23 protein-coding genes and 1 pseudogene are annotated in these 25068 nt (G+C 70.0%); 9 read left to right on the top strand and 15 right to left on the bottom strand.

Annotated elements, in window-relative coordinates:
- Positions 1-272 precede the first annotated feature (272 nt).
- The 7 genes and pseudogenes from AB0C46_RS14180 to AB0C46_RS14150 form a co-directional block, all read right to left on the bottom strand.
- Positions 273-815 carry an arginine repressor gene (locus AB0C46_RS14180; protein WP_362828085.1) on the bottom strand — a complete coding sequence of 181 codons (543 nt, stop codon included), beginning with the start codon at positions 813-815 and terminating at the stop codon, positions 273-275.
- Positions 816-823: 8 nt separating this feature from the next.
- The gene (locus AB0C46_RS14175) at positions 824-2059 is read right to left on the bottom strand and encodes an acetylornithine transaminase (protein WP_362828084.1); all 1236 of its coding nucleotides are present in this window, start codon (positions 2057-2059) and stop codon (positions 824-826) included.
- A complete protein-coding gene (argB, locus tag AB0C46_RS14170; protein WP_362828083.1) occupies positions 2056-2973 on the bottom strand; it encodes an acetylglutamate kinase in 918 nt (305 codons plus the stop codon). The genes AB0C46_RS14175 and argB overlap by 4 nt, the downstream gene beginning before the upstream one ends.
- A gap of 91 nt (positions 2974-3064) precedes the next feature.
- Positions 3065-4261: a bifunctional glutamate N-acetyltransferase/amino-acid acetyltransferase ArgJ gene (gene argJ, locus AB0C46_RS14165; RefSeq protein ID WP_362828082.1), complete on the bottom strand. Its 1197-nt coding sequence runs from the start codon at positions 4259-4261 to the stop codon at positions 3065-3067.
- A gap of 64 nt (positions 4262-4325) precedes the next feature.
- The gene (gene argC / locus AB0C46_RS14160; RefSeq protein WP_362828081.1) at positions 4326-5354 is read right to left on the bottom strand and encodes an N-acetyl-gamma-glutamyl-phosphate reductase; all 1029 of its coding nucleotides are present in this window, start codon (positions 5352-5354) and stop codon (positions 4326-4328) included.
- Positions 5355-5519: 165 nt separating this feature from the next.
- Positions 5520-5885 (bottom strand): annotated as a pseudogene (locus tag AB0C46_RS14155) (VOC family protein); the annotation flags it as partial.
- A gap of 132 nt (positions 5886-6017) precedes the next feature.
- Positions 6018-6209 (bottom strand): DUF1059 domain-containing protein, encoded by a 192-nt coding sequence (locus AB0C46_RS14150; RefSeq protein WP_362828080.1) that lies wholly within the window; start codon positions 6207-6209, stop codon positions 6018-6020.
- 120 nt (positions 6210-6329) lie between these two features.
- On the opposite strand from AB0C46_RS14150, the gene AB0C46_RS14145 reads away from it, so the two are divergent.
- The 3 genes from AB0C46_RS14145 to AB0C46_RS14135 all read left to right on the top strand — a co-directional run bounded on the left by AB0C46_RS14145 (position 6330) and on the right by AB0C46_RS14135 (position 8924).
- A complete protein-coding gene (locus tag AB0C46_RS14145; RefSeq protein WP_362828079.1) occupies positions 6330-7418 on the top strand; it encodes a methyltransferase domain-containing protein in 1089 nt (362 codons plus the stop codon).
- Between the two features lie 87 nt (positions 7419-7505).
- Positions 7506-8255, top strand: coding sequence for a helix-turn-helix transcriptional regulator (locus AB0C46_RS14140; protein WP_362828078.1), 750 nt, complete (start codon positions 7506-7508; stop codon positions 8253-8255).
- A 216-nt stretch (positions 8256-8471) separates the two neighbouring features.
- Positions 8472-8924: a nuclear transport factor 2 family protein gene (locus AB0C46_RS14135; protein ID WP_362828077.1), complete on the top strand. Its 453-nt coding sequence runs from the start codon at positions 8472-8474 to the stop codon at positions 8922-8924.
- A gap of 50 nt (positions 8925-8974) precedes the next feature.
- Here AB0C46_RS14135 and AB0C46_RS14130 read toward each other — a convergent pair whose 3' ends face one another.
- From AB0C46_RS14130 to AB0C46_RS14110, 5 genes are all read right to left on the bottom strand, one after another.
- On the bottom strand, positions 8975-9337 hold the full coding sequence (locus tag AB0C46_RS14130) for a DUF4333 domain-containing protein (protein ID WP_362828076.1): 363 nt from the start codon (positions 9335-9337) through the stop codon (positions 8975-8977).
- 5 nt (positions 9338-9342) lie between these two features.
- Complete coding sequence (locus AB0C46_RS14125; RefSeq protein ID WP_362828075.1) at positions 9343-10050, bottom strand: hypothetical protein; 708 nt, start codon at positions 10048-10050, stop codon at positions 9343-9345.
- 229 nt (positions 10051-10279) lie between these two features.
- Positions 10280-10849 carry a histidine phosphatase family protein gene (locus AB0C46_RS14120; RefSeq protein ID WP_362828074.1) on the bottom strand — a complete coding sequence of 190 codons (570 nt, stop codon included), beginning with the start codon at positions 10847-10849 and terminating at the stop codon, positions 10280-10282.
- A 43-nt stretch (positions 10850-10892) separates the two neighbouring features.
- Positions 10893-11366 carry a GNAT family N-acetyltransferase gene (locus tag AB0C46_RS14115; RefSeq protein ID WP_362828073.1) on the bottom strand — a complete coding sequence of 158 codons (474 nt, stop codon included), beginning with the start codon at positions 11364-11366 and terminating at the stop codon, positions 10893-10895.
- Positions 11367-11513: 147 nt separating this feature from the next.
- Positions 11514-13019 carry a PLP-dependent aminotransferase family protein gene (locus AB0C46_RS14110; protein WP_362828072.1) on the bottom strand — a complete coding sequence of 502 codons (1506 nt, stop codon included), beginning with the start codon at positions 13017-13019 and terminating at the stop codon, positions 11514-11516.
- Between AB0C46_RS14110 and AB0C46_RS14105 the strand changes: the two genes are divergently transcribed.
- On the top strand, positions 13018-14007 hold the full coding sequence (locus AB0C46_RS14105) for a DMT family transporter (protein WP_362828071.1): 990 nt from the start codon (positions 13018-13020) through the stop codon (positions 14005-14007). The two genes, AB0C46_RS14110 and AB0C46_RS14105, sit on opposite strands and share 2 nt — an antisense overlap.
- Positions 14008-14210: 203 nt before the next feature.
- Positions 14211-14420, top strand: coding sequence for a DUF1918 domain-containing protein (locus tag AB0C46_RS14100; RefSeq protein ID WP_190140886.1), 210 nt, complete (start codon positions 14211-14213; stop codon positions 14418-14420).
- A gap of 66 nt (positions 14421-14486) precedes the next feature.
- On the opposite strand, the gene AB0C46_RS14095 is transcribed toward AB0C46_RS14100, so the two are convergent.
- Positions 14487-15716, bottom strand: coding sequence for a family 10 glycosylhydrolase (locus AB0C46_RS14095; RefSeq protein WP_362828070.1), 1230 nt, complete (start codon positions 15714-15716; stop codon positions 14487-14489).
- A 158-nt stretch (positions 15717-15874) separates the two neighbouring features.
- Between AB0C46_RS14095 and AB0C46_RS14090 the strand changes: the two genes are divergently transcribed.
- The gene (locus tag AB0C46_RS14090; protein WP_362828069.1) at positions 15875-16732 is read left to right on the top strand and encodes a 3-hydroxybutyryl-CoA dehydrogenase; all 858 of its coding nucleotides are present in this window, start codon (positions 15875-15877) and stop codon (positions 16730-16732) included.
- Positions 16732-16911, top strand: a complete 180-nt coding sequence (locus tag AB0C46_RS14085; protein ID WP_362828068.1) for a hypothetical protein — start codon at positions 16732-16734, stop codon at positions 16909-16911. Before AB0C46_RS14090 ends, AB0C46_RS14085 begins: the two co-directional genes overlap by 1 nt.
- A gap of 470 nt (positions 16912-17381) precedes the next feature.
- Here AB0C46_RS14085 and AB0C46_RS14080 read toward each other — a convergent pair whose 3' ends face one another.
- Positions 17382-19199, bottom strand: a complete 1818-nt coding sequence (locus AB0C46_RS14080) for a hypothetical protein (RefSeq protein ID WP_362828067.1) — start codon at positions 19197-19199, stop codon at positions 17382-17384.
- Between the two features lie 1113 nt (positions 19200-20312).
- Here AB0C46_RS14080 and AB0C46_RS14075 point away from each other — a divergent pair.
- Together AB0C46_RS14075 and AB0C46_RS14070 are read left to right on the top strand one after the other, a co-directional pair.
- A complete protein-coding gene (locus AB0C46_RS14075; RefSeq protein WP_362828066.1) occupies positions 20313-22802 on the top strand; it encodes a tetratricopeptide repeat protein in 2490 nt (829 codons plus the stop codon).
- Between the two features lie 137 nt (positions 22803-22939).
- Positions 22940-23854 (top strand): transporter, encoded by a 915-nt coding sequence (locus AB0C46_RS14070; RefSeq protein WP_362828065.1) that lies wholly within the window; start codon positions 22940-22942, stop codon positions 23852-23854.
- Between the two features lie 92 nt (positions 23855-23946).
- On the opposite strand, the gene AB0C46_RS14065 is transcribed toward AB0C46_RS14070, so the two are convergent.
- A complete protein-coding gene (locus AB0C46_RS14065) occupies positions 23947-24693 on the bottom strand; it encodes a site-specific DNA-methyltransferase (RefSeq protein ID WP_362828064.1) in 747 nt (248 codons plus the stop codon).
- Between the last annotated feature and the right edge of the window lie 375 nt (positions 24694-25068).

Here is a 25068-nt window from a genome sequence, read left to right as displayed (position 1 = left end):
TGTCTCTGAGGCTGCGAAGGCGCCGGGACATCCATGGACACCCCGACGCGAACTGCCATCCTGCCGCATGCCGTTCGGCGGGCGGCGGGGGGATCGGGGAGATGACCGGATGACCGCCTTCCCGCGGGGGGAGACGGTTGTTTCCTGGGGTGCTGGTGTGAATCGGTGGGGCAGCAGCCGAGTCCATCGGCTGCCGTGGGGGCGGCTGAGGGCAGTAACGGGACGTGGGTACGGGCGCCCCGACCCGTCGTCGGAGCGCCCGAACGCCCGCCTCAGTGCGGCTTCTGGGCCAGCCGCAGCAGATGATCGGCGAGTGCCTGGCCGCCCACCGGGTCTCGGCTGATGAGCATCAGGGTGTCGTCGCCGGCGATGGTGCCGAGGATGTCGTGGAGTTCGGCCTGGTCGATGGCCGAGGCCAGGAACTGGGCGGCGCCCGGCGGGGTGCGCAGGACCACGAGGTTGGCGGAGGCCTCGGCGGAGATGAGGAGTTCGCCGGAGAGGCGGCGCATCCGCTCCTCCTTGGCGGACTCGCCCAGCGGCGCCCGTGGCTTGCGGTCGCCGCCCTCGCTGGGCACCGCGTAGATCAGCTCGCCGCCGGTGTTGCGGATCTTCACCGCGCCCAGTTCGTCCAGATCGCGGGAGAGCGTCGCCTGGGTGACGGACAGGCCGTCGTCGGCGAGCAGCTTGGCGAGCTGGCTCTGGGAGCGGACCGGCAGCCGGTTGAGGATGTCCACGATCCGGCGGTGGCGGGCGGTGCGGGTCTGCGGTACGGCCTGGCCACCGTTGTGCGACTCGTTGTCCTGCGGCTCGGTCATCGTTGTCGTCAGTCTCCGGCTCGTCGTTCCCCGTCGGCCCCTTGGCGGGCCGTGTTGAGGACGGCGGGCAGCTTCCGGAGGAACAGCTCCGCGTCGTCGTCGGAGACGATCAGCGGCGGGGCGAGCCGGATGACGTCCGGCGCGACCGCGTTCACCAGAAGGCCCGCGTCCTGAGCCGCCTGCTGCACCTGCGGCGCCAGCGGCTCCGCCAAGACGATACCCAGGAGCAGCCCCGCGCCGCGGACCTGGCCGACCAAGGGGTGCCCCAGGGCCTCGGTCCCGGCGCGCAGCCGCTCGCCGACGCGCTTGACGTTCTCCAGGATGCCGTCCCGCTCGATGGTGTCCAGGACCGCGAGGGCGCCGGCGCAGACGACCGGGTTGCCGCTGAACGTCGAGCCGTGCGAACCGGGCGTGAGCAGGTCGGCGGCCGGGCCGAAGGCCAGCGTCGCGCCGATCGGCAGTCCGCCGCCGAGGCCCTTGGCGAGGGTGATGATGTCGGCCTCGACGCCCTGGGCCTGGGATTCCAGCCAGTGTCCGGTCCGGCCGATGCCGGTCTGGATCTCGTCGAGGACGAGCAGGGTGCCGGTGGCGGCGGTGATCTCGCGGGCGGCCTGGAGGTAACCGGGCGGCGGGACGATGACGCCGTTCTCGCCCTGGACGGGCTCCAGGATGACGAAGGCGGTGTCGGTGGTGACGGCGGCGCGGAGGGCCTCGACGTCCCCGTACGGGACGTAGTCGACGTCGCCGGGCAGCGGGGCGAACGGGGCCTGTTTGGCGGGCTGGCCGGTGAGTGCGAGGGCGCCCATGGTGCGGCCGTGGAAGCCGCCGGCGGTGGAGACCATATGGGTGCGCCCGGTCAGCCGGCCGATCTTGAAGGCGGCCTCGTTGGCCTCGGCGCCGGAGTTGGAGAAGTAGACCCGGCCGGGGCGTCCGGCGAGCGCGAGCAGGCGCTCGGCGAGGGCCACGGTGGGCTCGGCGACGAAGAAGTTCGAGACGTGCCCGAGCGTGGCGACCTGGTCGGAGACCGCGCGGACCACCGCCGGATGGGCATGCCCGAGGGCGTTGACCGCGATGCCGCCGAGGAAGTCGAGGTACTCCTTGCCGTCGGCGTCCCACACGGTGGTGCCCTCACCGCGGACCAGCGGGATGCGGGGGGTGCCGAAGTTGTCCATCATGGCGCCCTGCCAGCGCCCGGTGAGGCCTGCGTTGGTCACCGGGCCATGGGTGTGTACCTCGTCGCTCATGCCGCCCCCTCGATCGTGTTCGCGTCCGGCACGACCATCGTGCCGATTCCTTCGTCGGTGAAGATCTCCAGCAGGATCGAGTGCTGGACCCGCCCGTCGATGACCCGGGCGGTGTGCACCCCGTTGCGGACGGCGTGCAGACAGCCCTGCATCTTGGGGACCATGCCGCTGGCCAGGTCGGGCAGCAGCTTCTCCAGTTCGGTGGCGGTGAGGCGGGAGATCACCTCGTCGCTGTTCGGCCAGTCCTCGTAGAGGCCCTCGACGTCGGTGAGCACCATCAGCGTCTCGGCGCCGAGGGCGGCGGCCAGTGCGGCCGCGGCGGTGTCGGCGTTGACGTTGAAGACGCCGGAGACATCGCCCTCGTCGCTGCTGCGGGCGATGGAGGAGATGACCGGGATACGGCCGTCGTCCAGGAGCGCCTGGACCGCGCCGGGATCGACGGCGGTGATCTCGCCGACCCGGCCGATGTCCACCCGCTCGCCGTCGACCTGGGCGAAGTGCTTGGTCGCGGTCATCAGATGGGCGTCCTCGCCGGTCATGCCGACGGCGAGCGGGCCGTGCTCGTTGAGCAGTCCGACCAGCTCACGCTGCACCTGGCCGGCCAGCACCATCCGTACGACGTTCATCGCCTCGGGTGTGGTGACCCGCAGGCCGCCCTTGAACTCCGACTCCAGGCCGAGCAGGTCCAGCTGGGCGCTGATCTGCGGGCCGCCGCCGTGCACGACGACGGGGCGCAGTCCGGCGTGCCGCAGGAAGACCACGTCCTGGGCGAAGGCGCCCTTGAGCTCCTCGTCGATCATGGCGTTGCCGCCGAACTTGATGACGACGGTCTTGCCGTGGTGACGGGTCAGCCAGGGCAGCGCCTCGATGAGGGTGCGGGCCTTGGGCAGCGCCGTGTGCTTGCGTGCGCTCATGTGCGGGCCTCCCTTCTCCCCCACGCTTCGCGCGGGAGGTAGCCCCAGGCGTGCTGTGAGCACAGCACGCACCGGTCAACAGTGCGCACGCTCATGACGAGTACGCGCTGTTCTCGTGGACGTAGTCGGCGGTGAGGTCGTTGGCCCAGATGACCGCGGACTCGGTGCCGGCGGCGAGGTCGGCGGTGATGCGGACCTCCCGGTAGCGCATGTCGACCAGCTCGCGGTCCTCACCCACGGAGCCGTTCCTGCAGACCCAGATGCCGTTGATGGCGACGTTCAGCCGGTCGGGTTCGAAGACGGCGGACGTGGTGCCGATGGCGGAGAGCACCCGGCCCCAGTTGGGGTCCTCGCCGTGGATGGCGCACTTGAGGAGGTTGTTACGGGCGATGGAGCGGCCGACCTCGACCGCGTCGTCCTCGTCGGCCGCGCCCACGACCTCGATCCTGATGTCCTTGCTGGCGCCCTCAGCGTCCCCGATCAGCTGCCGGGCGAGATCGTCGCAGACCGTGCGCACCGCCTCGGCGAAGTCACCGGCGGCCGGTACGACGCCGGAGGCGCCGGAGGCGAGCAGCAGCACCGTGTCGTTGGTCGACATACAGCCGTCGGAGTCGATCCGGTCGAAGGTGGTGCGGGTCGCGGACCGCAGCGCCGTGTCGAGCTCGGCGGCCGGCAGATCGGCGTCGGTGGTCAGTACGACGAGCATGGTGGCCAGGCCCGGGGCGAGCATGCCGGCGCCCTTGGCCATACCGCCGACGCTCCAGCCGTCCTGGCTCACCTGCGCGGTCTTGTGCACGCTGTCGGTGGTCTTGATGGCGATCGCGGCCTTCTCGCCGCCGTGCGCGCTCAGTTGGGCGACCGCCTTGTCGACGCCGGGCAGCAGCTTGTCCATCGGCAGCTCGACACCGATCAGGCCCGTCGAGCACACGGCGACCATGCCGGCGTTGTGCCCGCCGGTTTCGTCGTACCCGGCCGTGTTCAGCGACGCGGCGACCTTCTCCGCGGTGGCGTGGGTGTCCTGGAAGCCCTTCGGGCCCGTACAGGCGTTGGCGCCACCGGAGTTGAGGACGACGGCGGACAGCTCGCCGCTCTTCAGTACCTGTTCCGACCAGAGCACCGGCGCCGCCTTGACGCGGTTGGAGGTGAAGACACCGGCGGCGGCGCGGCGGGGCCCGTGGTTCACCACGAGGGCGAGGTCCGGGGCGCCGCCGCTCCCATTGGCAGGAGGGGCCTTGATGCCGGCGGCGATGCCCGCCGCCGTGAATCCCTGTGCTGCCGTCACGCTCACTGCTTGTCCTCCGTCGCTTCTCCGGCCCCGCCGGTCACGCCTTGCTGCCCTGTGCCGGTTCGGGTCACGGCGCGACCCCGACCTGCGGGAGCCCCGTCGCCTCGGGGAGGCCCAGGGCGATGTTCATGCTCTGCACCGCACCGCCCGCGGTCCCCTTGGTGAGGTTGTCGAGGGCGCTGATCGCGATGATCCGGCCGGCCGCGGCGTCGAGGGTCACCTGGACCTGGGCGGTGTTGGAGCCGTACACGGCGGCGGTCGACGGCCACTGGCCCTCGGGCAGCAGCCGGAGGAACGGCTCGTCGGCCAGCGCCTTCTCGTACGCGGCCCGTACGGCGGCGGCGTCCACACCGGGCTTCGCCTTCGCCGAGCAGGTGGCGAGGATGCCGCGGGACATGGGGGCCAGGGTTGGGGTGAAGGAGACGCTGATGCGCTCGCCGGCCACCGCGCTCAGGTTCTGGATCATCTCGGGGGTGTGCCGGTGGCTGCCGCCCACGCCGTACGGGCTCATCGAGCCCATGACCTCGGAGCCCAGCAGATGCGGCTTGAGGGCCTTGCCCGCGCCGGAAGTGCCGGTGGCCGCGACGATCACGGCCTCGGGCTCGGCGAGCCGGTCCGCGTACGCGGGGAACAGGGCGAGCGAGACGGCGGTGGGGTAGCAGCCCGGGACCGCGATGCGCCGGGTCCCCTGCAGCGCGGCGCGGCCCCCGGGCAGCTCCGGGAGGCCGTACGGCCAGGTGCCCGCGTGGGCGGAGCCGTAGAAGTCCTCCCAGTCCGTGGCGTCGCTCAGCCGGAAGTCGGCGCCGCAGTCCACGACGAGCACATCGGGTCCGAGCTCCTCGGCGACCGCGGCGGACTGGCCGTGCGGCAGCGCGAGAAAGACGACATCGTGCCCGGCCAGGACCTCGGCGGAGGTCACCTGGAGCTCCCGGTCGGCCAGCGGAGCCAGATGCGGCTGCAGCGCGCCCAGGCGCTGCCCGGCGTTGGAGTGCCCGGTCAGCGCACCGATCTCCACCTCCGGATGCCCCAGAAGCAGGCGCAGCACTTCACCCCCGGCGTACCCGCTCGCACCGGCCACTGCTGCTCGTACCGTCATGGACCCTCCTTCTCGATGGCATGACTATACGGAATCCAGCAGTTTTATGCAATGGGGGCGTGGCGCCGCCGGCGATGGCCGGTGCTGTGGCTCAGCGCTTCCGTCGGTGCGTGGAGTGTTGTGGCCGGCGCAGGCTCCGCGTCAGGACGGGGACGGGGACGGGCCGAGGACGCAGAACTCGTGGCCCTCCGGGTCGGCGAGGACCGTCCACGGCACGTCGCCCTGGCCCACGTGGGCGGGCGTCGCACCGAGAGCCTCAAGGCGCGCGACCAGCTCCGCCTGATGGGCCGCGGAGGTGGTGGCGAGGTCGAGGTGCACCCGGTTCTTCGCTGTCGTCTTGGGGTCCGGAACGGCAACGACGTCGATGCAGACGGCGACCGGGTCCGGCCAGGCGAAGCCACCGCCGGGCTCCACGTTGGTCACGCCGGGTCCCTCGCTGGAAACACCCCAGCCGAGCGCCTCCACCCAGAACCGGCCGACCGCCGAGTCGTCAAGAGCCTTGATGCTCACCTGAACAGGTCGCAGTGCCATGCCGGCGACCCTATGCACGCTGCAACGACATCCGCAGGTCCCTCGCCAAACAGAGATCAACTCGGGCGGTGGCAGCCGGCCACCGCACGACCGCCGCACCAGGTCAGGGGGCGGCGTGTCGGCGCGCACGCGTCAGGCGTGCTGCGGCATCTCGTCCTTCAGCGATGCCCTGATCTGTTCCCGCAGCTCCGGGTTGTCCGTGTGGCCGTGTACGGAGACGGCGTGCTCACTGGCGGCGCGGACCACTTCCTCCTCCTCGCCGGCGATGACGAGGGTGCAGTGCATCTCGCTCGGGTAGTCCCTGCAGTCGACCTTCTTCCGCATGGCGCACCTCCTTCCCACCCAGTGTCGGCCGGTCACCGCCACCGGTCGTATACGGCGAATCCCGTATGGCGCGCGGGTGGCCGGACTGCTGCAGTGAGAGGGGTCGAGGAGGTGTGAGCCATGGCGATGTCCGACGAGGTCACCTCGGGCGCGGTCCTGGATCAGGACCGGGTACAGGCGTTCCTGGAGAAAGTGATCACCGACTCCGGTGCCGCGGTCGCCGGTCTGTGCACCTCGCTCGGCGACCGGCTCGGCCTGTACACGGCCATGGCCGGCGCCGGTCCGCTCACCTCCGCACAGCTCGCCGCCCGCACCGGGCTCGTCGAGCGCTATGTCCGCGAATGGCTGACCGCCCAGGTCGCCGGCGAGTACGTGAGCTACGCGCCCGACACCGACACCTACCTGCTGCCCGCCGAGCACGCCGCGGTCCTGGCGGACCCGGAACTGCCCACGTACGCGGCGGGCTTCTTCACCGCGATGCAGGCGCTCTACGCCACCGAGGACGCCCTCATCGACGCCTTCCGCACCGGCGAGGGCGTCGGCTGGGAGGAACACGGCCCGGCGCTGTTCGCCGGCACCGCGAAGTTCTTCCGCCCCGGCTACGCGGCCGCCCTGGTCCCGGAGTGGCTGACCGCGCTGGACGGTGTGGTGGAGAAGCTGGAGCGCGGCGCGCGCGTTGCGGACATCGGCTGCGGCTACGGCTACTCCACGACGCTGATGGCGCGAGCCTTCCCCCGGTCGCACTTCGAGGGCTTCGACTTCCACCGCCCGTCCATCGAGGCGGCCCGCGGTATCGCGGACGAGGAGGGGCTGGGCGACCGGGTCAGCTTCGAGGTCGCCACCGCCCAGGACTTCCCGGGCGAGGACTTCGACCTGATCACGTTCTTCGACTGTCTGCACGACACCGGCGATCCGGGCAGTGCGCTGCACCACGCCGAGCAGGCGCTGGCCGACGGCGGGACCTGCATGGTCGTCGAGCCGAACGCCTCGGGGAACGCCCAGGAGAACACCAACCCCATCGGCCGGGCACTGACCGCCGCCTCGGTCGCCGTCTGTCTGCCGTCCGCGCTGGCGCAGCACGGACCGCAGGCAATGGGAAACCACGCGGGTGAGGAGGCGATGCGGGAGATCGCCGACGAGGCCGGACTGCACCACTGGCGACTCGCCGCCGAGAGCCCCGTCAACCGCGTCTATGCCGTCGGGCGCTGAGGCGCCTGACGCGCCCGGCCGGTCTTCCCCCGGCCGGCCGGGTGGCCCTCGCTTGACGGGCCCCGGCCCCCTCGGCACGCTGGACATATGAGCGCGGCCGCGGAGGCCGGCCTGCGGCGCATTCTCGCCGTCGTGGACCTCCTGATCGATGCCGTCGACGAGGACACCCTTGTTCCGGCACTGCTTCCGCTGTTGCTCGGCGCCGTTCCCGGCGACAGCATCATCTGGTCCCCGCGCGCCGGCTCCGCCGAACGGCCGCTCACCCTGCCCGCCGGTCTGCTGACCCCGGACGTACAGGCAGCGTTCGCCCGGGAGGCGGCGGCGGACTCCCTCGTCACTCACACCACTCTCGGCTCCGGCGCCCCGATGCGGCGCTCCACGCTGCAGACCCGCGCCGAGTTCCATGCCCTCGCCGCCTACGCCGATGTCTACCGGCCGTTCGGCGCCGAGCAGCAGCTCGCGATGTCGTTCCCCGCGGGCTACGCCGCCGGCCGGCCGCGAAAGGTCTGTGTGGCGATCAACCGCAGCGGCAGCGACTTCTCCGACGACGATGTGGCGGCCGCCGCCCTGCTGCGCACCCGGCTCAGCCGCGTGCTCCACCGGCTCGCCCCGCCGGCGCCCCTGCCCTCCCCCGTCACCCGCCGCGAGTCGGCCGTACTCGCGCTGCTCGCCCGGGGTCTGACGAACCAGCAGATCGCCCACCGGCTGGCGATCAGCCCGCGCACCGTCGACAAGCACCTGGAGCACGCCTACGCCAAGCTGCGGGTGAGCAGCCGGGTCGCGGCGGCGAACGCCTGGCTGACCCGCGATCAGGCGGCGGTGCGGCTCGGGCCGTAGGGCTGCCCGGCGGCTCAGCCGTCGAGCCGCTCCGGGTCGGCGGCCACCGCCCGGGCTCGCACCGCGCCGGCTCGGGCGGCTCCCGCCGGCTCGGGCGGCTCCGGCAACTCAGGCGGCCCAGGCGGCCCAGGCCGATGAGTTTCCGTACCCGCCGGGGTCTACCCGTCGGACAGAGATTCCGCGGCGCCACGGCGCCGTCCGACGGGAGGATCCCTCATGACCACCGACATCGCACGCAAGACGGACGAGGCGCAGATCCGGGAGCTGCTGGCGGACCGGGCCGCCGCGACGAAGGAGCGGGACGCCCGGCGGTTCCTGGCGTCCTGTGCGCCCGATCTCGTGGACTTCAGCCTCGCTCCCCCGTTGCAGTACAAGGGGCCCGAGGCACTGGACCAGCAGGCCGTCGAGGCCTGGTACGCGACCTGGGACGGGCCGATCGAGGTGACCCTCACCCAGGTCGAGATCACGGTCGGCGACGATGTCGCGTTCGGCCACAGCATCAACCGGATGCACGGCACGAAGACCGGCGGCTTCGAGGTGGAGCTGTGGAGCCGGTCCACCGTCGGCCTCCGCAAGATCGACGGCGCCTGGAAGGTCACGCATACGCACGACTCGGTGCCGTTCCTGATGGACGGGTCGGGGCTGGCCGCCCTGGATCTCAAGCCGTAGGGCGGGCCAAGCCGTGGGGCGGGCCCGTCCCGCCTTGCCGACGGGGCCGGTCAGCGGGGCAGGGAGTGGCGCCGGTAGGTCACCAGGTTGTGCCGGACACGGGTCACCTCGACGGTCAGATGGCGGTCCAGGCCGATGGGGAAGTGCGCCGTACAGCGCACCTCGTCGTTCCGCACCGGCCGCAGATCGCCGGAGCAGTGCACCGCGTCGGGCCCGTTGCGGAACGGCAGGGTGAGCTGGCCACTGATGGTTCTGGCGATCTCGGTGCGCAGCACGGTGTGGGTGCCGTCGTCGACCTCGCTGGTGGCATCGCGGTCGCGGAGCCGGGCGGCGGTGAGCGCGAGCACGCCCGCCGCGGCGAGGACCGTGAGGAGACCGAGGAGGAGGGCGCGCCGTGGCGGATGTGCGCTCACCGCCGTCAGCTCCGGTTGCCGCGGGTGCGCCGGCGGCGGGCCAGGGCGCCCCAGCCGGCCGCGGCCAGCAGTACCACTCCGCTGAGCGCCGTGGCCGCGCGGCCGGAGCCGGCCGTTCCGCCGAGGCCGGTGTCCGTGCCGCCCTGCGGAACGATCTCACCGGCGTCACCGGAGACGACCATGGTGCCGGTGAGGGTCCTGCGGCCGTCGCCGGGTGCCTTCCCGCGCCCTCCGCCGTCGTCGGTGTCGCCCTGCTCCGTGCCGTACGCCTCACCGTGTTCCTCGCTGCCGCCCCGGTCCGCGTCCGTGGCGCTCTGCCGGGCTCCGGACGTGCCGCCGCAGGTGATGGTGACCCGGTACGAGCCGGGCGCGGTGCCCTCCGGCATGATCGCGCTGCCCCCCATCCGGTCGCTCCCGGGGGTCAGCTGCATCGCGGGGATGTCCGCGCCCTCGAAGGTGGCCTCCGCGGTGTCGCCCGAGCAGGTGCCGCCGTCGTGGACGGAGAAGGTGCCGCCCGGCGCCACCGGGTCGGGCTGCACGACCACCGCGTGCGAGGTGTCCACGGCGGGGGCAGCCTCGGTGACGGCCTGGGGCACCGCCCCGGAGACGGCCTCGGTGGCGGCGTCGGCACCGTCGCCGTCTCCGAAGAGCAGGACGGACACCGCCAGCGCGCCGGCCGCCAAGGCGTACAGAGGTATGTGGCGTATGTGCATAAACCGAGAGAAGCGCCCGGCCCGGCGGTGCGCACCTCGATGGTGTGCGCCGCCCGGGTCCAACTGCCGCGGAAGACGCCCGCCTTCCGGGCCTTTCCGCAGGTCACACGGGTGCGAACGCCCCGGACGGCGGAACCTGCCGGCTGGGCTTTCCGGGTGGTGCACCCGGGCGGCCCGGCGGCGCCCGCGGCACGCCCCGGCAGACGGCGCCCGGTGACCGCGCGCCGGCTCACGCCTCCAGCAGGAGGTCCCACTTGCCGGACCGGCCGGTGAGGGTGGTCACCGAGAGCGGCTGGACATCGATACGCCAGTACGCGTGCGGCGGCGCCTGGAACACATAGACCAGGGCGGCGCGGACGACGGCGGGTTCGGCGACCGCGAGCAGCCCGGCGGCGTCCTCGGCCGGCCGGGTGTCCAGCCAGCCGCCGATCCGGGTGATGAACTCCGTCAGCGACTCCCCGCCGTGCGGTGCGGAGCGCGGATCGGCCAGCCAGGCTTCCACCGCGCGGGGTTCGGCGGCGGTCACCTCGCCCAGCGTGCGGCCGCGCCAGCGCCCCATGTCGCAGTCGCGCAGGGCCGGCTGGGCGAGCGGGCGGAGGCCGAGGGCCTCACCGGTCTGCCGGCAGCGGGCGGACGGCGAGCAGTAGCGGAGTTCGGCGGCGGCGAGGCGGCACAGGACGGGGGCCGCCCGCTCGGCCTCGTGCCATCCCGCGGCGTCGAGCGGGCGGTCGTCGTCGAACCGCGTCTCCAGCAGCGAGGAGTTACGGGCCGCGGCGAGCAGCTTGAGTCGAACGCTCATCCGCCGATGGTAAGAGCAGCACCGCCCGCGCGGCGCAGGTTGATCACATCTCGACAGGACCCGGGTCGATCAGCCCGAGGGTCATCCACTGCTCCGGGGACACCAGGGTGCGGAAACCGACCTTCTCGTACACACCGTGGGCGTCCTTGGTGGCGAGCGTCAGCCGGCTCAGCCCGCAGGGCGCCAGATGGTCGGCGATGGCCTCGATCAGGGTCGTGCCCAGGCCCCTGCCGCGGTCGTCCCGGCAGATGTAGACGTCGCAGAGCCAGGCGAAGGTGGCGTGATCGGTGACCACCCGGGCGTACCCGGCCTGGCGGCCGGAACCGGACGCATACAGACCGAAGTTGAGCGAACCCGCGACGGCACGGTCATGGAGCTCCCGGGGGCGGTCCACGGCCCAGTAGGCGTCGGTGGAGAGCCAGTAGGCGTCGGTGGAGAGCCAGTAGTGGACCAGGTCGGCGTCCAGGCGGGCCGGGTCGGTGGAGATCTCGTAGCCGTCGAGGGCGTCCTCATTCATGCCGGGAGGTTGGCAGAAGGGCGGGGCCGGCGTCGAACCGGTATACGAGAGCCGCGGCCGGACGGAAGACGGCCCCACGACAGGCCCGCCGTTCCTCCTGCCTTTCCTCCCGCCTCCCTCCCGCCTTCCCCCCGCCTTCCCCCGCCGTCAGCTCACCGGCACTCCCAGCTCCTCGCACGCCGTCCGGAGCCGGCGCACGCCCTCCGTGATCTCCCCGGTGCCGGACGCCGACGCGAAGCTCAGACGCAGATGCGCGGCGGGCGGCTCGGCGGCGAAGTACGGGCGGCCGGCCGCCACCGCGACGCCCGCCCGCAGGGCCGCACCGGTCAGGGCCGCCTCGTCGGTACCGTCCGGCAGCCGCAGCCAGAGGTGGTAGCCGCCCGGCGGGACATACAGACCGCCGGGCGCCGGGTCCTGGCCGTACGCCGTCCCGTGCCCCGGCTCCGGCCCGGCGAGCGCGGGCAGCTGCTGGTGCAGGGCGGCGGTCAGGGCGTTCCGGCGGGCGGTCAACTCACCGGCGATCAGCCGCAGATGGCGGGGCCAGGCCGGCGAGCCGACGAGTTCCAGGGCGGCTTCCTGCAGCGGCCGGGGCACGAAGAAGCTGTCGACGACCTGGATGGCGCGCAGCCGGTCGAGCACCGGACCGCGGGCCGCCAGGGCACCCACCCGCAGATTGGCCGAGGTGGCCTTGGTCAGCGAGCGGACATGGACGACCGTGCCGTCCCGGTCGTCCGCGATCAGGGTCGGCGGGGAGGTGGGGGCGTCACCGTGCACCAGCAGCCGCGCGAAATCGTCCTCGATCACGAAGGCGCCCGCCGCGCGGGCCACCCGCAGCACCTCGCGCCGCCGCTCGGCGGCCAGCACCGCGCCGGTCGGGTTCTGGAACAGCGGCTGGCAGACGAACAGCCGCGCCCCGCTGACGCGGAAGGCGTCGGCGAGCAGATCCGTACGGACCCCGTCCGCGTCGAGCGGTACGGGCACCGGCCGCAGCCCGGAGGCGCGGGCCACGGCCAGCATGCCCGGGTAGGTCGGGGACTCGACCAGCACCGGAGCGCCGGGCGCGGCGAGCGCCCGCAGCGCGGCGGTCAGCGCACTCTGACCGCCCGCGGTGACCAGGACATCGCTGGCGGCGAGCGGGCCGCCGGAACCGGCGATCTCCCGCGCGAACCAGGCCCGCAGCTCCGGTACGCCTTCGACCGGTGGCCGCCCCCAGGCGCCCGGCCGGCGTCCGGCGCGGGCCAGCGCGGCGGCCAGCGCGCGTTCGGGCTGCAGATCGGAGTGCAGATAGCCGCCGTTGAGCTCGATGACGCCGGGGCCCGGGACGCCGAGCGTGGCCACCACACCCGAGGCGTCGACGCTGCGCGGCACCTGGTCGCCGCCCGGCTCCGCGCTCAGCGCGATCTCCTGCCAGGAGGTGTCGACCGGCCGGGGCGCCTCGCTGCGCGGCTCGGCCCGGAAGGCCCCGGCGCCCGGCCGGGTGGTGACCAGGCCCTCCGCCGCCAGCTCGGCGAGCGCCCGGGAGACGGTCACCGGGCTGACCCGGTACCGCTCCACCAGCGCACGACTTGACGGCAGCTTCTCTCCAGGCGAGTAGCGATTCAGCTCCGCACGGAGGGTCGCGGCCAGTTCCGCCCCACTGCTACGCTCTTGCATGAGAGACAACGATAGCGCTACCGCCACCGCCACGATAGCGGTCAGCACCCCGGACCCCGCCGGGCAGGTCACCCGGGCCATCGCCGGACAGGAGACCCCGGCGACCGCCGCCGCCCCCGCCCGCGGCACCCTCGTCAGCCGCGGCGCCCTGCTCGCCGCCGTCGGCGTGGCCGCCTTCTCGCTGACCTTCCCCGCGACCGCCTGGGCGCTGGAGGGCATGGGCCCCTGGACCGTGGTGATGCTGCGCAGCGTGCTGGCCGCCGTACTGGCCGTCGGCGCGCTCGCCGTCTTCCGGGTGCGCCTCCCGGAGCGGCGCCACTGGACGGGTATCGCGGTGGTCGCGGGCGGCGTCGTCCTCGGCTTTCCGCTGCTGACCACCCTCGCCCTGCAGACCTCCACCACCTCGCATGCGGCCGTCGTGATCGGCCTGCTGCCGCTGACCACGGCCGCCTGCTCGGCCGTACGGACCGGGGCCCGGCCCTCCCGGACCTTCTGGATCGCCTCGCTGGCCGGCGCCGCCGTCGTCATCGGCTTCGCGGTGCAGCAGAGCGGCGGGGCGCCGGGCCGCGGCGATCTGCTGCTGTTCGCGGCGCTGTTGGTGTGCGCGGCCGGTTACACCGAGGGCGGCCGGCTCGCCCGCCACATGCCGGGCTGGCAGGTGATCGGCTGGGCGCTGGTACTGGCACTCCCGGTGACGGTGGTGGGCGCCGCGGTGGCGTTGTCCACCGAGCCACTGCGGCTCACGGCGCACGCGATCGGCGGGCTGCTGTGGCTGGCGACCGGCTCACAGTTCCTCGGGATGGTCGCCTGGTACCGCGGGATGGCCGCGATCGGCATCCACAAGGCGAGCCAGCTGCAGCTCGCCCAGCCGCTGCTGACCCTGGTCTGGTCCGTGCTGCTGCTGGGCGAGCAGCTGCCGCCGGCCGCTCCGGCGGCATCGCTGGCGGTCCTGGCGTGCATCGCGGTCACCCAGCGGACCCGCGGGTGACCGGCCACGCCACCGGAGGGGACGAGTCAGTACTTACCGGGTGCAGCCGCCACCTGCGGACGTAAACTTGCCGCGACGGCAGATACCGCCGCCCGGGCCACTCCCGGCCCGTAAACCGTGGAAACCGTTGGCCGTTCAACCGTTGGCCGTCACGCTGTCGGCCGAACCGGTCGCACGGCCGCCCCGAAGCGGGGAGGACCCTCATGCACGCAAGCAGGGGCGACCGGCTGGTGGTGCACGGCAGGACCGTCGGGCATCACGACCGGGTTGTCGAGATCATCGAGGTACTGGGCACGAACGGCGACCCGCCCTACCGCGTCCGCGCCGAGGACGGACATGAGGCGATCATGTCGCCCGGCCCCGACTCCGTCGTCCGGCACGGCAAGACCACCGACGTGGACACCGGCCGGTAGCCGCACCCCGTACGCGGATCGCCACCGCGGCCGCGCGGACGGTTCCGCCGCCCGCGCGCACCGTCCCTACGGTTGTGCCGCGCTGCCGTAGTGGTCGCGGACGACCCGCGCCATGGCACCGGCCCGGTCCCGGGCCACCTCCTTCGCCGAGAAGTAGACATGGCCGCCCACCTGCGGGTAGCCGCGGGCGAAGGTGAGATGGCGGGAGAGTTCGGCCGGGTTCTTCCAGGCGGCGGGCTGTGCGTCACCCGCCTTGTAGAGGGCCTCGCCGATGTAGAGGTCCACTCCGGTGCCGTCGACGGTCCGCGCCCACCAGGGCACGAGTTCGGCGTAGTCCGCGGGCGCGGAGCCGAGGGGCCAGTAGACCTGCGGCACGATGTAGTCCAGCCAGCCCTCGCGGACCCAGCGGCGCGTGTCGGCATACAGATCGTCGTAGGTCTGCACCCCGGCCCGGGTACGGGAGCCCTGCGGGTCGGTGCCGTGATTGCGCCAGACCGCGAACGGGCTGACACCGAACCGCACCCGGCGCCCGGCCCGCTCATTGCCGTCCCGGAGCTTCCCGGCCATCTCGTACACCAGCCGGTCGATGTTGTCCCGCCGCCAGGCGGCCCGGTTAGCGAAGCCGCTGCCGTACTCGTCGAACGCCGCGTCGTCGTCGAAGCGCTGCCCGGCGACCGGATACGGATAGAAGTAGTCGTCGAAGTGCACCCCGTCGACGGGGTAGCGCCGCACCGCGTCCAGCATCGCGTCCTGGACGAAGCTGCGGACCTCCGGCAGCCCGGGGTTGTAGTAGAGCTTGCCGCCGTACGGGAGGATCCAGCGGGGGTGCCGGCGGGCGGGGTGGTCCGGCGCCAGCCGGCCGGGGTCGGTGTGGTTGGCGACCCGGTACGGATTGAACCAGGCATGCAGTTCGAGACCCCGCCGGTGTGCCTCGCGGACCGCGAAGTCGAGCGGGTCCCAGCCGGGATCGCGGCCCTGCTGCCCGGTCAGATACTGCGCCCAGGGCTCGTACGGGGACGGCCACAGGGCGTCCGCGGTGGGCCGCACCTGGAAGAACACGGTATTGAGCCGGCGGGCGACGGCGGTGTCGAAGTGGGCGCGCAGTTCGCGCTGTTGCTCGGCGGGCCGGAGCTTCGCGCTGGAGGGCCAGTCGAGGTTGGCGACGGTCGCCAGCCACATCCCGCGCAGCTCGCGCCGCGGCGCCCCGCTCGCGGACGGCGCCGCACCTGCGGCGAGCAGTGAAGAGGCCGCCCCCAAAGCGGCCGTGGCAAACGTTCTGCGGGTGATCCGTCTCATCAAAAATCCCCAAGTTGTCCGGTTCGTCCGTCCTGAGGGCTCAGAATGCCCGCCCCGGCACCCATGGCCCAGCACCGCGCGGAGTAACGTCGGGGTCGAGGCGGGTGCCGGGCCCTTACGGCGTACCGCCGGTCCTGAAGATCAGCGAAAGGCACGATGTGACCGACATCGAACGCGTCGGAGTGGTCGGCTGCGGCCAGATGGGTGCAGGCATCGCCGAGGTGTGCGCCCGCGCCGGACTGGACGTCATGGTCGCCGAGACCACCGGCGAAGCTCTGGAGCTGGGTCGCACCCGCTTGACCAACTCCCTCGGCAAAGCCGCCGAGCGCGGCAAGATCACTGCCGCGGAGCGGGACGCGACGCTTGGCCGGCTCAGCTTCACCACCGACCTCGGGGAGTTCGCCGACCGCGATCTCGTCATCGAGGCCGTGGTGGAGAACGAGCAGGTCAAGACCGAGATCTTCCAGGTCCTCGACCAGGTGATCACTCGTCCGGACGCCATCCTGGCCTCCAACACCTCGTCGATCCCGCTGGTGAAGCTGGCGGTCGCCACCTCCCGCCCCGACCAGGTCATCGGGATCCACTTCTTCAACCCGGCACCGGTGCAGAAGCTCGTCGAGCTGATCCCGGCCCTGACCACCGGCGAGGAGACCATCAAGCGCTCCGAGGCGCTGGTGCAGGACGTGCTGGGCAAGCATGCGATCCGCGCCCAGGACCGCTCGGGCTTCGTCGTCAACGCCCTGCTCATCCCGTATCTGCTCTCCGCGATCCGGATGTTCGAGTCGGGCATCGCCAGCCGCGAGGACATCGACAACGGCATGGAGCTGGGCTGCGCCCACCCGATGGGCCCGCTCAAGCTGGCCGACCTGATCGGCCTGGACACCGTGGTCTCGGTCGCCGAGTCGATGTACCACGAGTACAAGGAACCCCTGTACGCCGCTCCCCCGCTGCTCGCCCGGATGGTCGACGCGGGGCGGCTGGGGCGGAAGAGCGGGTCGGGTTTCTACTCGTACTGATGAGTCGGCGACGCCGCCAACTGGCGCTGTTCAAGGGCGAATTCACCCAGAACAGCGCCTACGGCGGCGCCGTCGTCGGGTGGCTCGCGCGGCGCCTACCAAGCACCTCGTCCGCGCATCCTCGCCCCGCCACCATGGTCTGCCCGAGACACGACTTGGCGAGCGTCATCAGCTGGTAGGAAAACGGCCCTGACCTCGGGCTTTGCGCCTTTCGGAGCTGTCAGGGCCTTCCCCTCTTACTCAGCGGAAAGTCCCTGGAAAGTCCCTGAGACAGAGCTGAAAGTCCCTGAAAAATCCCTGAGAAGTACCTGGTTCGGAGCGGCCCGACCAGGGCTGTCGAGCCTGCATCGGCGGTGCGGGCGACGGGATTCGAACCCGAGACCTGCGCATTACGCGGGCCTGCAAGGGGGTGCAAGATCGTGATGGGTGCTGCCGGGTGATCACACGAGATCCTGATTTGCCTGGTCAAGGCTTGGCAGTCTCTCGATCCTGACGGTCACGTCTGGGGGTGCCGCCCGTCCGCTCACGCATCGCTCACGCACACCGGGTTATCTGACCGGCAAGATCTCCCGCATGTCGGCGCGAATATGACTGCACTGCCGAGATCGCCTCCATGCAGCCCGGGAATTCGACATCATCCGAGCAGCCCCTAATCGTCAGTCGCCCGATCGGCCGCGAGCGCTGCGGCAACTTCACGTGGAGGCCGTGATGTGGCTCGGGCGATAGCGTTGCAAAGGTCAACGGTGGTGTAGAGGTCTGGCGACACCCCAGTGAGCCAGATCGTAGGCGGTTCCCAGTAGTCGGTGCCGTTACGGTACAGGCGTGCGAAGAACGACATGGTGCCCGTGTCGAAGCCCCACTCGCTCACCTCATCCCAGCCGGGCAAAGGTAGTTCCAGGATGAAGTCCTCATGTATCCGTGCCCCCTGCGCCACGTATAGAGCCGTCATGCGATGCCACCGACAGTGCGCATCCTCGCCCTGAACTAGCACCTCGCATGTCTCGTGAAGTGCCGGATTACCCCGGCACAACCGCTTGTGTCGATGTTCTCGGCAGTAGGGACGACCATCGTGGACCAGGGACGTGCATTGACCGCCTTCGGGGATGGGTGCCATGCATCGCTGGGTAGAGGCCCTTCCACCATGGCTGCTCAGAGCGGAACCGGTCCGTAGCTGGTCGTCGACGGCGCGGTGGATCCGAGCGACGCTCTCTTCCCTGGCCAGCCCCTCCAGCCTGTAGACCGTTCCATGGCTCGCAAGACGCCTCGCGTACTCGTCGTACGACAGGGGCGGCTTCAGGAACCATGAGAGCGCCTGGTGGTCAAGGGGATGCACAACAGGCGCGTCGGCTTGTGGCGGGGTCACTTGCAGGCAGCGACTCTCGACGATCGCGAGCCACAGTTCAAGGGTGAGTTCGCAGTCATCCGCGATGGACTGAAAGGACCACCGTTCCTCAGCGTCCGCAATGCTCTTGATTCCACGGTGCGCCTGAGTTCGGGACTGCTGCTTTGCCCGGTCGCGTAGGCCGTGTGCCCGTGCCAGGGAGGTGAGATCGAGCCCTGCCGGCTTACGGAACCCTCCCGAGAGCACTTGCCGTGCCGCGTACAGAGTGTCGACCGACTTGACGATCAGGGGCTCAAGGTCGAGGCGATCCGTGTAGGTGCGAAGGCACCGGTAGTCGCCGTCGAAGAGATTGTGCCCGAGCACCAGATCGGCCGTGCTGAGGATGGCTGGCAGTTCACTCAGGGTGTCGTCACGGAGCGTGTGGAATGCGGTCTGCTGCCACTGACCGTGCCCGGGCGCCATATCCTCTGCCACGGGTTCGACAACCAAGACCCCGACTACGTCGATGTCCCATTTCTCGGGAAGTGACTTTCCACTGACTCTGGCGTAGTCGACGTCGAGGACAGCAATGGTGTTTGGCATGGAGTGCGGCAGCGGTCCAGCCACCTTGGTGCGGTAGACCGAAGGGGCCTCTCCATACCGGTCCGCACTGACGACGTCGGGGTCTGGCGCGACGATGGGAGTCCAGGATGCGATCTCGTCCGGGGTCGCGTGGGCCATATCTCCGCGCCCGTGGGTACAGGCTGAATGCGCCCTGTACAGGGCGTATCCGCGCCGACGCAGGTCCATCTCGTCCGGGTCCTGGGCGACGAACTCGACCGGATAGACCCAGATATAGATGGGGACCGCTTGGTCAGTGCGTACGTACCAACCGGCCTGCATGGGGGCACGGGGAGCATCGAGCGGAGGAACGAAATCGGGTGAATAGCCACCAGGAGCTTGAGGTATGAGAGCGGGGTACGGCCGACCGCCCTCCCGGGCAACCTCGATCAAGCGCCTGAACGCCCACCCCTTCGACGGCCATACCGGCCCTCCGAACGTGATCTCAGCCGGCCTGCTATCCGCGCTTGCGGCGGCCCGGTTGGACCTTGATGCCTTCCTCGGTTGCTTGCGCTTCTTGGGCATGTGCGGAAGGTACCAACCGGCTATGACACTTGCTCTCCCTGTACGACTCTGAGCGATGCCGTACCGGCACAGGCAACAGGACACTGCAACGGGCTCCCGCCCCCACACATCAAGTGGGATCGAATCCGTGCCGTGCGGTTCCAGGCAGTGCCGTGTGGTGCTGTTCTACCTAGTCAGCACTGCGCGACACGAATCCTGGTACTGCAGGTGACGCCTGGACTGGCCCGTCCACTCACGCATCGCGCACGCACCAGGGCTCTGGAAGATCAGGGAGGCTGATGAGTACATCGGTGCGGTGTGGGACCGGAGGCGCCGACACGGTCATTGTCCCCCCATGCGGGCACGCCGACGATCGGCTCAGCTGCCCATGCCCCGTCTTCCGCACGAGCGTCATGTCCCAAAGCTCCCCCACCATCAGCATGGTGTACGCCGTTACAGACGGCAGCAAGTTGCGAAGATCACCGAACTTGGAAGCCATAGAGTAAATTCCAAAGCCTGGTACCACCATGATGACGATAACTCCTTTACATGCAAACCGAGTTCGGCGCAGACGGCATAGGCTCAGCCACGACGTCTTGGTGGTGACAGGACAGTCGACTGTGGTGAGGATGGCGGGATGACGGGGAGAACGAGAGTGCTGGCGTGGTGCGGGGCAGTCGCGGGCACGGCGTTCACCGTGGCCCTGATCGCTGTCGCAGTGCTGGGGGACCTGGATACGGCGGGGCAAGTTGCGGGGATCGGGGGAGCGGTCATCGGTCTGCTCGGGGTGGCGGTTTCGGTGTATGCCCTGGTCCGGGACTCGCCTCGACGACCGACCACCGGGACGGAAGTGGTCGCTTCTGGGGCGCGATCCGTCGCTGCTGCCGGAAGTGTCGGCACCGCGATTACCGGCGACCAGACACAGGCGGTTCCAGGCGGGACGGCGCCCGCGCCGTCGTCCGCACCGCAGGGCGCGCTCGCGTCGGGTGGGACTGTGCAGGCGTCGGGTGAACGGTCGGTCGCAGCGGGCGGGGATATCGGGCATGTCGCGACCGGAGACTCGGGCATCGGATCGGCTACCTCGTGAGATGGCTTCGGCGTCAGCGGCAGGCGCCATCCTCCCAAGGCGTCCCGGTGACCGCGTCCGGAGAACGAGCGGTCGCCGCTGGCCGGGATGTCCGACAAGCGGTCACCGGGAACGGTGCTGTCGGGGTGCACTTCGAGCATGCGACGATGCTGCCCCCGGAGGCATTTGGTCCGGTTGGTTCCGTGGTGTGCCCTCCCGGACTGATGAACCTGCCTGTGAGGCAGGGGCTGTTCGTTGGCCGAGATCGGGAACTCGCACTGATAGACCGGGCGTTGGCCGACGCCGGCGTCGGCGGGACCGTGGCCGTCCACGGGCTGGGCGGGGTCGGAAAATCCACCTTAGTCGCGCACTGGGCCGCCTCTCGGGGCGGAGAATTCCATCCAGTGTGGTGGATAACTGCCGACACCCCCGCTAACCTCAACGCCGGCCTTGCTGCCCTGGCCGTTGCCTTGCAGCCTGCTCTTGCTGACGCCCTTCCGCATCACGCGCTCCGGGAACGGGCGCTGCAATGGCTCGCTGTCCACCAGGGGTGGTTGCTGGTGCTGGACAACGTGGCCGATCCGACCGATGTCGCCCCGCTGCTCGCCCAGGCCCCCACCGGCCAATTCCTGATTACCAGCCGCCGTGCCACTGGCTGGCACGGCGTCGCTACCCCGCTGACCCTAGACGTGCTCGACCACGCGGACGCTGGCGAGCTGTTCACCCGCATTCTCACCCACCACCAGCCCCGTGAGGCCGACGCTACGGACCAGGTCTGCACAGAACTCGGCTGCCTTCCGCTCGCAGTGGAGCAGGCAGCCGCCTTCTGCGCCGAGACCGCTACCTCCCCACGGGCCTACCTGGACCTGCTGGCCGCCTATCCAGCCAACCTGTATGCAGCCACGGCCGAAGGCGGAGACACCCAGCGCACCATCGCCCGGATCTGGCATCTGACCCTGGACCGGCTCACCGATGACCCGCTCACCGGCCAGATTCTGCGCACCCTGGCCTGGTACGCCCCCGAATCGATCCCCCGCGCGCTCGTGCACAGCCTCGCCGAACCCCCGCGGGTATTGCGTGCCCTCGGGCGGCTTGCTGCCCACAGCATGCTCACCCTCTCCCCCGACACCGGCGCCATCACGATGCATCGCCTCGTCCAGGCTGTCGCCCGAACGCCCGACTCCGACGATCCCCACCGTCAACCCAATAGCATCGCAGACGCCCGCAATCATGCTTCCGCTTACCTCGCCAGCGCACTTCCCGACGACTACGAGGACCCCGCGCTCTGGCCCACCTGGCGTGCGCTGCTCCCTCATGCCGATGCCCTCGCCGATCACAGTCCGTCTGACCACGACACCATCGACACCATCCGCATCCTCAGTCACACGGCTGGGTTCCTTCTAGGCCAAGGCGCGATGCAACGAGCCATCGCCTACTTCCACCGCGCTTGGGTCGATTGTGTACGGATTATGGGCGCAGACCACCCCGAAACCCTGGTTGCGCAGGGCGACCTTGCCGTCTCCTTCGTGGAGACAGGGAACCTGTCACGCGCCATCGGACTGTTTGAGCCCGTCCTCGCCAGCCTCATACGGGTCCTGGGCGACGAAGATCCTCGCACGCTGAGGGCACGAGTGAATCTCGCTGGCACCTGCCATGCAGCGGGGGACCTCAGACGTGCCATCGAGTTGTACGAGCGCGCCCTTGTCGACCAGGTACGGGTCTTGGGCGAGGACCACCCTCATGTTCTACTCTGCCGGGGCAACCTCGCCCTCGTGTACCAGGAGGCTGGGGATCTAAAGCGAGCCATCGAGCTGCTTAAGCACGCGTGTACCGACCGTGCCCGTGCGTTGGGCAAGGATCACCCCAACACTTTGAAAGCGCGAATGAATCTCGCTGGCGCCTACCGTGCCGCAGGGGACCTCAGACGTGCCATCGAGCTCAATGAAAGCGCCCTAGCCGACCAGCAAAGGGTCTTGGGCGAGGACCACCCCGACACTCTCGTCTCCCTCAACAACCTCGCCGTCGCCTCGTTTGACGTGGGGGACCCAAAGCGGGCCATTGAACTCCTTGAGCTCGTTCTCTCCGACCGCATCAGGGTTTTGGGAGAAGAGCACTTCCACACCATGAGAGCACGATTCAACCTCGCTAGCGCATACGCCGAAGCGGGGGACCTCAAGCGTGCTATCGAGCTGTACGAACGCACTCTCGCCGACCAGGTAAGCGTCTTGGGCGAGGATCACCCGGACATCCTGCTCTCCCGTGGCAATCTCGCCATTGCATACGGAGAGGCAGGAGACCTGAAGCGGGCAATCGAGCTGCACGAGCGCACTCTCGCCGACCACATACGCGTTCTAGGAGAAGACCACCCCAGCACCCTCGTAGCACGGGGCAGCCTTGCCATGGCCTGCCATGTCGCAGGGGATGTCAGTTGCGCTATCGAGCTGATTGAGTGCCTCTACACCGACTACGTACGGGTAATGGGTGACGATCACCCCCGGACTCGGATCGTGCAGGACTTCCTCAACGAGGCCAGGGACAAGGGTAACGTCCGGAGATAGCATCCAGGTCGACGGTGAGTTCACACCGGCTAGCCAGACAGGCTGCCGGTGATGCGATGTCCGACGCCTCTCCGGAATAAACGCCTCCAAGTCTCGATTATTCGTTCGTGGGATCGAGCGGAGGGCACGGAAGGCGCATGAGCAATCTGAAGGCGTTTCGCATCTGTGAGGGGCACGCGACGGAGATACCGGGCTCGTCGGTGGCTCTGGAGCGTCATCTGCAGACACTGATCGAGGCCAACATGGAGACGATGCTCGGTATCCGTTTCCTGGCGAGCGAGTACGCCACGGGTCGGCACCGGGGCCGGATCGACTCTCTCGGCTTGGACGAGAATGGGACACCGGCCATCGTGGAGTACAAGCGCGCCCACGATAAATCGGTGATCACCCAGGCTCTCTCATACCTGTCCTGGCTCCACGACCATCATCACGAGTTCGAGTGCCTGGTCAAGGAGAAGCTCGGCACCGAAGCAGCCGAGGCGATCGACTGGTGCAGTCCCCGACTCATCTGCATCGCCGGGGACTTCACTCCGCACGATGCGGTGGCCCTTGAGGTGATCGGTCGTCGTATCGACCTGGTGAGCTACCAGACCTTCGGTGACGTGCTGACCCTGCAGCTTGTGGCGTCTGTTGCCAGCGCTACCGCTCCGGCTCGCGGGAAGGCGTCCGCCACCACTCGCACCTTCAGTTCGGCATCGCCGAAGTCGGTCCAGCAGTACCTCGACGAGTCGCCACAGGCGCTCCAGGACCTGTTCGCGGATCTCGACGCGATGCTGCTGTCCCACGACGTGCAGAAGGAGACTCAGCTCCACTACATGGCGTACCGGCGGATCAAGAACGTCGCCACGGTGCGCGTGCAGCCACGGAACCGGATGCTGGTGGTCAACCTGAAGCTGGACCCGGATGCCGTGGAGCTGGAGGAGGGCTTCTCCCGGGACGTCCGCGGCCTGGGCTGCCTCGGAATCAAGGACGGCGTCGAGGTGCGGATCAGATCACGCGAGGATCTCGCACGGGCCAGTGACCTCATCCGGCAGAGCGCCGAAGCGGGCTGACCTGGAGCGTCAAGGGCGATTGCGTCATCGGGTTTTCGATGACGCAACCGCCCTTTTCTGCGTTCTGGCCCGGTCTACCGGGCGTGTCGTTCTCACTCCTCGGGCCCGACGAGTGCGAAGTCGTCCTGGGTCAGGACGCTGCGGAGGCGCTGTTCGGCGATGCCCGCGTAGTGGTCGGAGAGTTCGACGCCCACGAAGTTGCGGCCCTCCTTCAACGCTGCGACGCCGGTGGAGCCGGAGCCGGTGAAGGGGTCGAGGACAGTGCCGCCGGGCGGGCAGACCTGGACGAGTTGCTGCATGACTTCGACGGGCTTTTGGGTGATGTGGACGCGGCCCTTGCGGGGCTGGGAGGCGATGTAGTGGCCGGGCAGGTAGAGGTCCCGGGTGTTGTCGAGACTTCCCTTGACGCCCCAGAGGATGAACTCGGAGTCCTGCTTCGGCCCACCCTTTCGAGGGCGCGAGGCCGGCTTGATCCACGGGATGGTCCCAGACCACGTCCAGCCCGCCATCTGCAGGGCATCCGAGGTCGTCGGCTCCTGCCTCCAGTCGGTGAAGACCATGACGACGGCGTGCTCGCGGCTGGCGCGGTATGCCTCGGTGAGCAGCTCGGTCAGCCAGCTGCGGTAGGAGCGCTGGTCGCGGTTTTCGCCGGGGAAGTTGGCCAGGTCGTGCCGGGCGTCGCCGCTGGTGTACTTCGCCCGTGCGGTGCGGGCGGTGCGGTCGGAGCTGGTGCGCCCGCCGGAGTTGTACGGCGGGTCGGTGATGACACTGTCGACGCTCTCGTCCGGGAGGGACTTGAGGACGGTGAGCGCATCGCCTCGGTGCAGGGTGTACGGCATTACGCGAATCTCTCTTTCCGGAAGGCAGCCACACGCACGTATCCACGGAGCGGGATATTCGGGTCAGGGCAGCTCGGGGCAACTGCGGACCGAGCCGCCTGGGGCGTGCAATGCGCTGGAGGTTATCCGCCTTTTCCGGCCTCACCCAATGACGCAACAGTGGCCGTTCATTCCATGATCGCAGCTCGTTTGGTGCGGCCGGATTCCGTCTCTACAGTCTCGGCATGTTCGCAGGACGGGCCCTGGTTCCGGTCCTGGTGAGCTGTGCTGATGCGTGTTGTCCCGTTGAATTGACGGCCCGCTCGGCACCCGCTGGAGCGACTCTCGATGTGAGGAGGAGAGGAATCCACCGTGTGGCACCTGAGATTACGAGCG

The organism is Streptomyces sp. NPDC048637 (assembly GCF_040650675.1).
In the GTDB taxonomy this organism is placed as follows: domain Bacteria; phylum Actinomycetota; class Actinomycetes; order Streptomycetales; family Streptomycetaceae; genus Streptomyces.
This window is presented reverse-complemented; position numbering and strand designations above follow the sequence as displayed.

Coding starts and splice junctions, on each gene's coding strand:
- AB0C46_RS14145 (WP_362828079.1), top strand. CDS start 6,330: ATGGCGATGTCCGACGAGGTCACCTCGGGCGCGGTCCTGGATCAGGAC.
- AB0C46_RS14125 (WP_362828075.1), bottom strand. CDS start 10,050: ATGCACATACGCCACATACCTCTGTACGCCTTGGCGGCCGGCGCGCTG.
- AB0C46_RS14080 (WP_362828067.1), bottom strand. CDS start 19,199: ATGCCCAAGAAGCGCAAGCAACCGAGGAAGGCATCAAGGTCCAACCGG.
- AB0C46_RS14085 (WP_362828068.1), top strand. CDS start 16,732: ATGAGTCGGCGACGCCGCCAACTGGCGCTGTTCAAGGGCGAATTCACC.
- AB0C46_RS14150 (WP_362828080.1), bottom strand. CDS start 6,209: ATGCGGAAGAAGGTCGACTGCAGGGACTACCCGAGCGAGATGCACTGC.
- AB0C46_RS14100 (WP_190140886.1), top strand. CDS start 14,211: ATGCACGCAAGCAGGGGCGACCGGCTGGTGGTGCACGGCAGGACCGTC.
- AB0C46_RS14135 (WP_362828077.1), top strand. CDS start 8,472: ATGACCACCGACATCGCACGCAAGACGGACGAGGCGCAGATCCGGGAG.
- AB0C46_RS14175 (WP_362828084.1), bottom strand. CDS start 2,059: ATGAGCGACGAGGTACACACCCATGGCCCGGTGACCAACGCAGGCCTC.
- AB0C46_RS14140 (WP_362828078.1), top strand. CDS start 7,506: ATGAGCGCGGCCGCGGAGGCCGGCCTGCGGCGCATTCTCGCCGTCGTG.
- AB0C46_RS14105 (WP_362828071.1), top strand. CDS start 13,018: ATGAGAGACAACGATAGCGCTACCGCCACCGCCACGATAGCGGTCAGC.
- argC (WP_362828081.1), bottom strand. CDS start 5,354: ATGACGGTACGAGCAGCAGTGGCCGGTGCGAGCGGGTACGCCGGGGGT.
- AB0C46_RS14180 (WP_362828085.1), bottom strand. CDS start 815: ATGACCGAGCCGCAGGACAACGAGTCGCACAACGGTGGCCAGGCCGTA.
- AB0C46_RS14115 (WP_362828073.1), bottom strand. CDS start 11,366: ATGAATGAGGACGCCCTCGACGGCTACGAGATCTCCACCGACCCGGCC.
- AB0C46_RS14095 (WP_362828070.1), bottom strand. CDS start 15,716: ATGAGACGGATCACCCGCAGAACGTTTGCCACGGCCGCTTTGGGGGCG.
- AB0C46_RS14070 (WP_362828065.1), top strand. CDS start 22,940: ATGAGCAATCTGAAGGCGTTTCGCATCTGTGAGGGGCACGCGACGGAG.
- AB0C46_RS14065 (WP_362828064.1), bottom strand. CDS start 24,693: ATGCCGTACACCCTGCACCGAGGCGATGCGCTCACCGTCCTCAAGTCC.
- argB (WP_362828083.1), bottom strand. CDS start 2,973: ATGAGCGCACGCAAGCACACGGCGCTGCCCAAGGCCCGCACCCTCATC.
- AB0C46_RS14110 (WP_362828072.1), bottom strand. CDS start 13,019: ATGCAAGAGCGTAGCAGTGGGGCGGAACTGGCCGCGACCCTCCGTGCG.
- AB0C46_RS14120 (WP_362828074.1), bottom strand. CDS start 10,849: ATGAGCGTTCGACTCAAGCTGCTCGCCGCGGCCCGTAACTCCTCGCTG.